The sequence below is a fragment of the Lederbergia citrisecunda genome (assembly GCF_018343695.1).
Classification (GTDB): Bacteria; Bacillota; Bacilli; order Bacillales; family Bacillaceae_C; genus Lederbergia; species Lederbergia citrisecunda.
This window is the reverse complement of the sequence record NZ_JAGYPJ010000003.1, coordinates 1-7,548: the sequence shown is the minus strand read 5'-3', so window position 1 is coordinate 7,548 and position 7,548 is coordinate 1. Positions and strand designations below refer to the sequence as shown.

The 7,548-nt window shown below is 33.3% G+C and carries 11 protein-coding genes; 6 read left to right on the top strand and 5 right to left on the bottom strand.

From position 1 onward, the window contains the following. Positions 1 to 81: 81 nt before the first annotated feature. Both KHA93_RS22980 and KHA93_RS22975 read left to right on the top strand, forming a co-directional pair. Positions 82 to 597 carry a DUF3967 domain-containing protein gene (locus tag KHA93_RS22980; RefSeq protein WP_213113257.1) on the top strand — a complete coding sequence of 172 codons (516 nt, stop codon included), beginning with the start codon at positions 82 to 84 and terminating at the stop codon, positions 595 to 597. 19 nt (positions 598 to 616) lie between these two features. Beyond that, a complete protein-coding gene (locus KHA93_RS22975) occupies positions 617 to 811 on the top strand; it encodes a hypothetical protein (RefSeq protein WP_213113256.1) in 195 nt (64 codons plus the stop codon). Between the two features lie 65 nt (positions 812 to 876). Here KHA93_RS22975 and KHA93_RS22970 read toward each other — a convergent pair whose 3' ends face one another. Both KHA93_RS22970 and KHA93_RS22965 read right to left on the bottom strand, forming a co-directional pair. Continuing rightward, positions 877 to 1,107: a DUF2651 family protein gene (locus tag KHA93_RS22970; RefSeq protein WP_213113255.1), complete on the bottom strand. Its 231-nt coding sequence runs from the start codon at positions 1,105 to 1,107 to the stop codon at positions 877 to 879. A 56-nt stretch (positions 1,108 to 1,163) separates the two neighbouring features. Next, the gene (locus KHA93_RS22965; RefSeq protein WP_213113254.1) at positions 1,164 to 2,189 is read right to left on the bottom strand and encodes a hypothetical protein; all 1,026 of its coding nucleotides are present in this window, start codon (positions 2,187 to 2,189) and stop codon (positions 1,164 to 1,166) included. A 458-nt stretch (positions 2,190 to 2,647) separates the two neighbouring features. On the opposite strand from KHA93_RS22965, the gene KHA93_RS22960 reads away from it, so the two are divergent. Next, complete coding sequence (locus KHA93_RS22960) at positions 2,648 to 3,091, top strand: hypothetical protein (protein WP_213113253.1); 444 nt, start codon at positions 2,648 to 2,650, stop codon at positions 3,089 to 3,091. Between the two features lie 12 nt (positions 3,092 to 3,103). Next, entirely contained in the window at positions 3,104 to 3,559 is a 456-nt protein-coding gene (locus tag KHA93_RS22955) for a hypothetical protein (protein WP_213113252.1), read from the top strand. A 643-nt stretch (positions 3,560 to 4,202) separates the two neighbouring features. Here the strand turns inward: KHA93_RS22955 and KHA93_RS22950 are convergent. From KHA93_RS22950 to KHA93_RS23440, 3 genes are all read right to left on the bottom strand, one after another. Next, positions 4,203 to 4,808: a MarR family transcriptional regulator gene (locus tag KHA93_RS22950; RefSeq protein ID WP_213113259.1), complete on the bottom strand. Its 606-nt coding sequence runs from the start codon at positions 4,806 to 4,808 to the stop codon at positions 4,203 to 4,205. A 208-nt stretch (positions 4,809 to 5,016) separates the two neighbouring features. Next, entirely contained in the window at positions 5,017 to 5,430 is a 414-nt protein-coding gene (locus KHA93_RS22945; RefSeq protein ID WP_213113251.1) for a hypothetical protein, read from the bottom strand. A 16-nt stretch (positions 5,431 to 5,446) separates the two neighbouring features. Next, on the bottom strand, positions 5,447 to 5,839 hold the full coding sequence (locus KHA93_RS23440; RefSeq protein WP_233711650.1) for a hypothetical protein: 393 nt from the start codon (positions 5,837 to 5,839) through the stop codon (positions 5,447 to 5,449). Between the two features lie 882 nt (positions 5,840 to 6,721). On the opposite strand from KHA93_RS23440, the gene KHA93_RS22935 reads away from it, so the two are divergent. Next, positions 6,722 to 6,907, top strand: coding sequence for a hypothetical protein (locus tag KHA93_RS22935; RefSeq protein ID WP_213113250.1), 186 nt, complete (start codon positions 6,722 to 6,724; stop codon positions 6,905 to 6,907). Between the two features lie 221 nt (positions 6,908 to 7,128). Then, positions 7,129 to 7,389 (top strand): hypothetical protein, encoded by a 261-nt coding sequence (locus tag KHA93_RS22930; RefSeq protein ID WP_213113249.1) that lies wholly within the window; start codon positions 7,129 to 7,131, stop codon positions 7,387 to 7,389. Positions 7,390 to 7,548 lie beyond the last annotated feature (159 nt).

Below are 7,548 nucleotides of genomic sequence, written 5' to 3'. Positions count from 1 at the left end.
TTCATGCTCATGAACGAGGAAATCCCTTGTCCTATATAGAATAATAGAATTATGAACATAAAATGAAAGGGTGCATGCCTGATGAATGATAAATGGTTATACGTAACCGATGTTGAAAAAGAAACAGGCATACCAAGTGCTACGATTAGAAGATATATAAGAAATCATGGACACCATTTGCAATTGAAAAAAAGAGGTAAGATCTATATGGTTGCCAGTGAGTCTCTTTCAGTTATAAAAAATATCAGGGACTTATACGATCAAGGCAAACGTTTAGAAGATATTGAAGATGCCCTTAGATCCATGAACATACCCATGACCATAACCGTGACTCATGATGAACGAGAGATGACCGTAAACGCCAGTGAAGTATTGGTACAACTGCAAAAGGACATGGAAGAACAAAAGAAATTTAATCAGTCACTCCTTGAAACTATCCAAAAACAGCAGGAATACATAAACACAAAATTAGAAGAAAGAGATCAAAAATTACTCCAATCAATCAGGGAAATCCAAGAAACCAAGAAAGAAATTGCAGTTAGTAATAGCGAAAAAAAAGGATTTTTCACAAAATTTTTTAAAGGAAAGAAGGAATAGTAATAAAGGAGGTAAAAAATTGAGCGATAAAAAAAAATCTGTTGAGGAACGTTTGCTGGAAATTGCCAAGCTTGACCGTAAATTCAAAAGTAAGCCAAGGAAATTAAAATCAGATGGATTCGGGAATGTGCTATTAGATCCCAATAATCCTGATGATGTGGAATGGTATGAAAACGATGAAGCTTATGACATAATTGATTTACCAAAACAATGAAAACAAACAGGCGAAAAGGGAAGATTTTTCTTCTCTGTTTTTCGCCTGTTTGCATTAACTACATATTAATTATTATTTTTTATCGATTTCATAGTAAGACTTACTGCAACTGAAAGTCCAGTATAGAATATCACATAACTAAAAAGTGTACCTTTAACAATAGTAGTAGCTAACAGTGTAAGAATAATAAAAATTATTATTGGAGTTATATACCATTTTTTCAGCAATAAAAAACCAACAATTGAAGCAATAAAAATAATACCAGGTAGCATTATAACTATTAAAATTCCGTGCATTGGTATCATCCTTTTTAAAGGGAATGAATATTTCTTTTATACAGATATTAATATGATTAGCAATAATTCATATGCCACCAATATACATAAGAAAGCCACATATAGCTACCCTTAGGACCTATATATTTAGTAACTTCTGGATTTGGTTCAGGTGATTGTGTATAGACAGTATAATATCCATCATTTCTCCCTTTGTCGCTTAATATTGCTTGAGTACGAAAAGGACCATTGTTGCAATTATATGCATTTACTACTTTAGTAAAATCACGATTTGGATTCCAAGGCAGAGCTCCTCCATAAGGCCAAGAGGTTCCATGATAACCTGCAGATTTAAGATGAGAAACCGCTTCGTGATAAGCTATTCTAAAAAACATTTGTAATCGTGGAGGGCAACGATGTGGTTTAGTAACATTTCCTCCACAGCCACCGGGTATATCCCAATAAGGTGAATAATTAGGTTCTTTCAACTCCATTAAAACTTTATTTTGATAATCAAATGCTTTATTTGAAATTTCGATAGCTTCCTCCGGAACATTGTTTTTTCGCGCTTTTGCAATATCTATAGATGCAATTCCTTCTTCGTCAAATGAAACATAATCGAAAACAAGATCTATTTGATCCTGAATGTAATCTTCCGAATAAGCTAATAATTCATTGTCAACCGATGCTGTCATATTATATTGATTCATTTCCTCATCGTTAATTTCCTCGGTTTCAAATCCATTAGCAATATATTCAAATAAAGGTGTAAATTCTTCCATATAGCTATCAACAAAGTCTTGTTCACTTTCAGTAAACTCTCTACCGATAGCAGTTGATATTAAAAAATTCTGCCCATCAAAAAATCTTTTTGCTAGTTCAATAGCTTCAGACGAAACACCATTATTCTTAGCGCTAGTTTCATCAATCGTAACTAAATTTGTTTCAGAATCAAATTCTACAAAAAGATCAACCTCATCTAACAAAAGTTTAAAATCTTCACCTTTTTTTAATAACAAATCTTCTTTACTTGCTCCTGAAGCTTGTACAGAAAACGCAACTCCTAAAATTAAACAAAAAATAATAGCAATTATTTTTCTCACATAAATCCCCCTTTTTTTAAATACGAATACAATATTCTACTAAAAATGTAAAAAACCTTCTAAAAATTGAAAATAAAGTAATTTTTGTAAATAAAATGTAAAATTTTAAATAAACATGATTTACATTACATAGAAAACACAAGAAAACAAGCGAAAAATAGAGATTCTTCTTCTCTACTTTTCACTTGTTTTATAATTATTTCCCAACATGAAAACCCCTAAATTTGATCAAATATGGCGAAATTCAGGGGTTCGTTATTTAAGTGACTTCCTATTTCTGATGTTATGTCTACTAAAATATAAGATTTTCACAATAATTCAGAAACAATTTTAATGGTTTAGTCGTCATCAATTATAAGAATTTTTCAAAGGAGGATGGTAAAACATTTTTTAATTATAAGCTTTAACATGGATCATTGTTTTATTAACAAAAATCAAAAATTTAGGAGGGAACTTTTTTGAAACTTTTTAAAGTTGTTTGCTCGTTGCTTTTGGTTTTTCTGATATTTAGTATGTTTGAAGGAACAAATTTAGCCAGCGCAGACCCTATCACATGCTCTCCTAACAGTATTGAACCACAATTATTATCAGATGATTTAGTCACAATACAATGTTCGGGGGGAAGTATAGCTTGGGCAGGAATTTTAAGAACCGCTACTCTTACAAATACCACTAAAGATGTACGAAATTTCCGAAAAGTCGGGGGAAACAATGGAGCATTAAGCGATTTTAACAAGATGCCAGGCAATCCGGTAAATCGACCTGAAGGTGTTAAAACTAAAACACACGAAGGGAAAACTGTTACATATTATCCTGTATCTAAATCTACTGCAGAACCCACACTTCAATATCCTGCTATTAGTGGTACACAGACTTGGGATAAAGTAAGATTTACTCCTTAAGGAGGTCAGAAAATGCACTCATTTGACAAGAAAGAAAAACTTCATATATGGCAACCTGTTATAAATTTAAAGGCAAAATATCTATATGATATTAATTTAACTAATGTAAACAGACATAGTGATTATTTAAAAATAACCCTTGAAGACTTACAAGATAATCAACTTGACATTATCTATGATCAAAGGATTTCCCCTGTAGAATACTATGTTTGGGCCTTTAGATTTTCAACTGAAACAGGAAACTTCGATATCCGTTATATAGAAGAAGAGATCGGCGGCAGGGTTGACCCTGAAGCTGCCTACTTTTTTAAAATGGAAAATTCCAAGTACTTAAAAATGTTTGACTCGAATCCTATCATTAATCGGAAAACCCACCCTAACTTAGAACATCATCTCTACATTACAGGAGACGAGATATTTGAAGTTTTATCTGATTACGAACCAAGATTCGTTAAGAAAAAAAAATAGAATGTCTACTGTCAAAAATAATGATATAATCGAAAAACTATTCATAATGATTTATAGAATAAACCACTCTTAAGGGTGGTTTATTTTTTTATTCGGTACGTGTTTTCTAGTACGTTTAGCATTTATGTGGTTATAAAAATTTCCTTCAAAGATTACACTTATCCCAGTAAAAGTTTCGTTTGTTATTTTGACTACCTTACCAAAAACTTAAATAAAATAAAAACAGGCTCAAACTAATTATTGAGCCTATTTTTATTTAACCTTGAAATACCTGCCAGTATGCTATAATAAAAGTGAAAAGTAGACATCGACAAAGAACGAGTAGAGCCCCTCTTTCAGCTCTACTCGTTTTTTCTTTTCCAAAACTCCCAGCTCCGTATTTCCCTTACAGACGATTTTGGTTGCCTTTATGGCAACCTTTTTGCCTTTATGGCAAGAAACGAAATACACATATAATTAATATGGGAATCTATCAGCGAATTGCTATTTAATAGAGAGTGAGAGTATAAGACCTATTAAAAGCTTTAAAAACCTTGATGTATCAATAGTTTTAGAGATTTGGTACCGTATCAAAAATGATACGGTACCGTATCATTTTTGATACGGTTAAGAAAGAAAAAAAGAGCCGTAATGGCTCTTTTAGTTAGAATAATTTTTGAGGTAAATTTTTCAGTATTAAATTGTTTTTCATTTGTTTTTTAAACATCAAGACTAAATGTTCTTCTACATCATCTTTATCTCCTACATAAATGATATTTGGGTTTATGAATAGCACATAGTCCTTTGCTTGGTTTACGTTTCTAGTATCACCTGAAACTGCTTTTGCAAGAATGCCTTTTTTAATTAAAGCATTTACTACTCTACTAATCTTTGTTCGTGATGTATTTAAACAATCAGCTAAACCTTGAATCGTTAATGCATTTGCAGGTTTTTTCATTATGTCGTCTACAATAGCATTTGAGTGCATACTGATGTTTGATTGAATATCAGTTAAAAAAACCTTTTCTTCACTAGTAAAATACTTCTCGCTTCTTAAAAACTCCCAATTTCGTTGCAAGAATTGAGCAAACCTCACTTTCGACTGAGGGCTTTTTTTAGTTCCTATGTAAAGTTCTTTTCCAGTTCCTCTACTTAACAAAGAAAGAGCCTTTTCTAAATCTTCTTGTGGTATTCCACCATGATCTAAAGCGTATTTCAATTTCTCTAAATCAAGTTCTCCTCGTCTAGAATTGCTTTCAGCTTCATTCATTTTTTTCTTAAAATCTACTATGTTATTTTTTCCCACTACATTCTCTCCCTTTTATGTAGCAGGAATTAATCTCTTTATGTTAGAATATATGTATTCAAAGTGCATAAGGGATTAATCCCTGCTTGTTTCAGAACCGCCTATCCGACCAAAGACAGGGCGGTTTTTCTTATGTCTATAGTTCGACAATACCAATAATTTCCCCTTTTTTCTAGTCATTTTCTATTTTCGCTTTCAAAGATACTAGAAGCTTGTCGTCTACCCTCTTAGGCTTATACCCCATACGATCTATTAAAATCCCCTCTAAAACTCTCATACGTGCTGTATAACACCTATATTCTGTTTCAGTAAAGGTTAGAGTGTCTGAATCTATCAAAACGCCTTCTGGAGCCTTCTGAACAGTTCTCATAAGTTTATAGGTATTAGTTCTTTCTTCTCTCACTAGTCGAAGAAGAAGTAACAAGTCATATGTATGAAAAAGGCATAATTCCTCAAAAGGAAGTTCTGCCTGATCTATATGGATAAATTCCTTTAATGTTGGGCGCTTAGCGTTTATAGGAGCGTTACAAAAAACGCATGATTCAGCGTATGGCGGTTGCTCTGATTGACAATAAGAACAAATCATAGAGATTCCCTCCATTTCATCTTGTATTCTTATAATGATTCAAAATCATCCTACGAAGATAAGCAGACATAGATTTTAATTCTTTCTCCTCAATCTCTTTTTCAATCTTATCCCAAATATCTTTAGGCAGCGTCAGTGAAAGCTTTTTTGTTATTCCTAGACTCGGACGACCGGCACTTTCTCTTTTTGCTGAATTAGAATGTCTTAAATGTTCAGGTAAAAGATTGTATTTATAAGGTGGTATATAAAGCTGTTCCAACATTTCATTTACTTTTTCGTAACTGACATTATTTTTACTCGCTAATGTCATAAATTCAGTTTCTAATAGCTCCATTGTCATATACAAATCCTTTTCGCCATTCCAACGAGCATCATACATTTTTTTATGAAAATCCAATAATTCAAGCATGTTTTCCCTCTTTTCTTATTTTAAAAGTTACCTTTATTATAATATTTAAAGTAACCTAAAATCAAGTGACAATCTATTTAAACCATTTCCTTGCCATAAAGGCACAAAAGGTTGCCATAAAGGCAACCCAAAACCCGTCGACAAGGATTACGCTGCTTCTACCCTGCTATCAACTACCGTTCTCATATTCCTTATTACTCGTACAATTCTCCCTTTCCACCCAAATAAGATATCACTCCACTAAATTTATATCTTTCTACACCCACACACGCTCTTACTATCTACTACTTTAAAACCCACTCCTCCTAATATTACTCAACTAATTAACTTACTCTTCTTACTAACTATCTACTAAACATCACACACTATACTCTACTTACTCCATCCACACTCCACACAAATTAAACTAACACTCTCTCTTAACTTCTCTTCTTACACCCCGCCCACCATCCCAACTACTCCCCACTCTTACCTCCCCTACGAGCGTTCTTTGCCTTTATTTCTTAAGTTTACCTATAGGGGTCACGGGTAAAAACAAAGTGGAGAGCCGTGACCCCTATAGGTAAACTGGCCAAGAAAAAGGCGATAGAATGCGAAGGAATCAGTTTTGCTGCCAGTGATCAGAATGGTGGGCGGGGTGATGTCATGATAAACAATTAATAAACCTTTATTAAACATAAAATAAACATTCAAAACAACAACCTCATCATTACTCCCATAATCTGAATGGCGCACTTATACACTCTATGGAGTGTCGTGCTAAAATCAACAATATCAACGATATTGCTAGATTTTCGTCAAGCGTGATAAAAAACTCCTTCGTCGTGTATTTTCAAAAGAAAACATCGAAGGAAATAACAAAAAACAAAGGAGCAATGATCCATGAAAGTAAAAGAGCTAATCGAGCAATTGCAAAAACTAGACCAGGAAACCGAAGTTCTTATTTCACTTAGAAAGGGATTACGTCCTTCTGGAACAAAACCTATAACATCGTTAGAGCCAGTTATCGATCAAGACACAAATAAACTCGGCTTTTATGCTATTGATGTAAACACCGAATTCGTATAGCCCAAAACAGAAGAAAGAATCATTATTCCTGAAAATTTTTGACATTTCTCCGGAGGCTATTCAACAAAGTTGAACGTCTTTTTTTCGCAGAAAAAAACCCATTGCACTGACCGATCAGGACATCGTAAGATAGGACTGACAAGTGTCAGTGTATAAATGGGCACTCCCTCCGATTCTGAGGTCGTGATTAAAGTGGAAAATGAAAAGGACGATGAAAAAATATGAGCGAAATTCCTAAACTATTAACTGTTTCAGACTTAGTTACAAGATGGGATATGCCGAGACAGAGCATTCATCAAAAATTTGCTGAAGCTGATTTTCCAAAGCCGATACAATACGTTTCTAATGGTCGGATAGCTTTACTTTTAGAAAGTGATATTGAGGAATTTGAAAAAACTCATCCCTGGATTTCGGACCCAGCAAAAAGACAAGCTAGAGCGAATTTTATTTTCAGAAAGATAATGAATGGAGAATTACAATAGAATCAAAATTTCATGAACATAATACGGTTACGTTCATGCTCATGAACGAGGAAATCCCTTGTCCTATATAGAATAATAGAATTATGAACATAAAATGAAAGGGTGCATGCCTGATGAATGATAAATGGTTATACGTAACCGATGTTGAAAAAGAAACAG

Bases quoted from the DNA above. Each gene is read 5' to 3' on its own strand.
- KHA93_RS22930 (WP_213113249.1), top strand. From the start codon at position 7,129: ATGAGCGAAATTCCTAAACTATTAACTGTTTCAGACTTAGTTACAAGA.
- KHA93_RS22950 (WP_213113259.1), bottom strand. From the start codon at position 4,808: ATGAATGAAGCTGAAAGCAATTCTAGACGAGGAGAACTTGATTTAGAG.
- KHA93_RS22955 (WP_213113252.1), top strand. From the start codon at position 3,104: ATGCACTCATTTGACAAGAAAGAAAAACTTCATATATGGCAACCTGTT.
- KHA93_RS23440 (WP_233711650.1), bottom strand. From the start codon at position 5,839: ATGCTTGAATTATTGGATTTTCATAAAAAAATGTATGATGCTCGTTGG.
- KHA93_RS22970 (WP_213113255.1), bottom strand. From the start codon at position 1,107: ATGCACGGAATTTTAATAGTTATAATGCTACCTGGTATTATTTTTATT.
- KHA93_RS22945 (WP_213113251.1), bottom strand. From the start codon at position 5,430: ATGATTTGTTCTTATTGTCAATCAGAGCAACCGCCATACGCTGAATCA.
- KHA93_RS22935 (WP_213113250.1), top strand. From the start codon at position 6,722: ATGAAAGTAAAAGAGCTAATCGAGCAATTGCAAAAACTAGACCAGGAA.
- KHA93_RS22980 (WP_213113257.1), top strand. From the start codon at position 82: ATGAATGATAAATGGTTATACGTAACCGATGTTGAAAAAGAAACAGGC.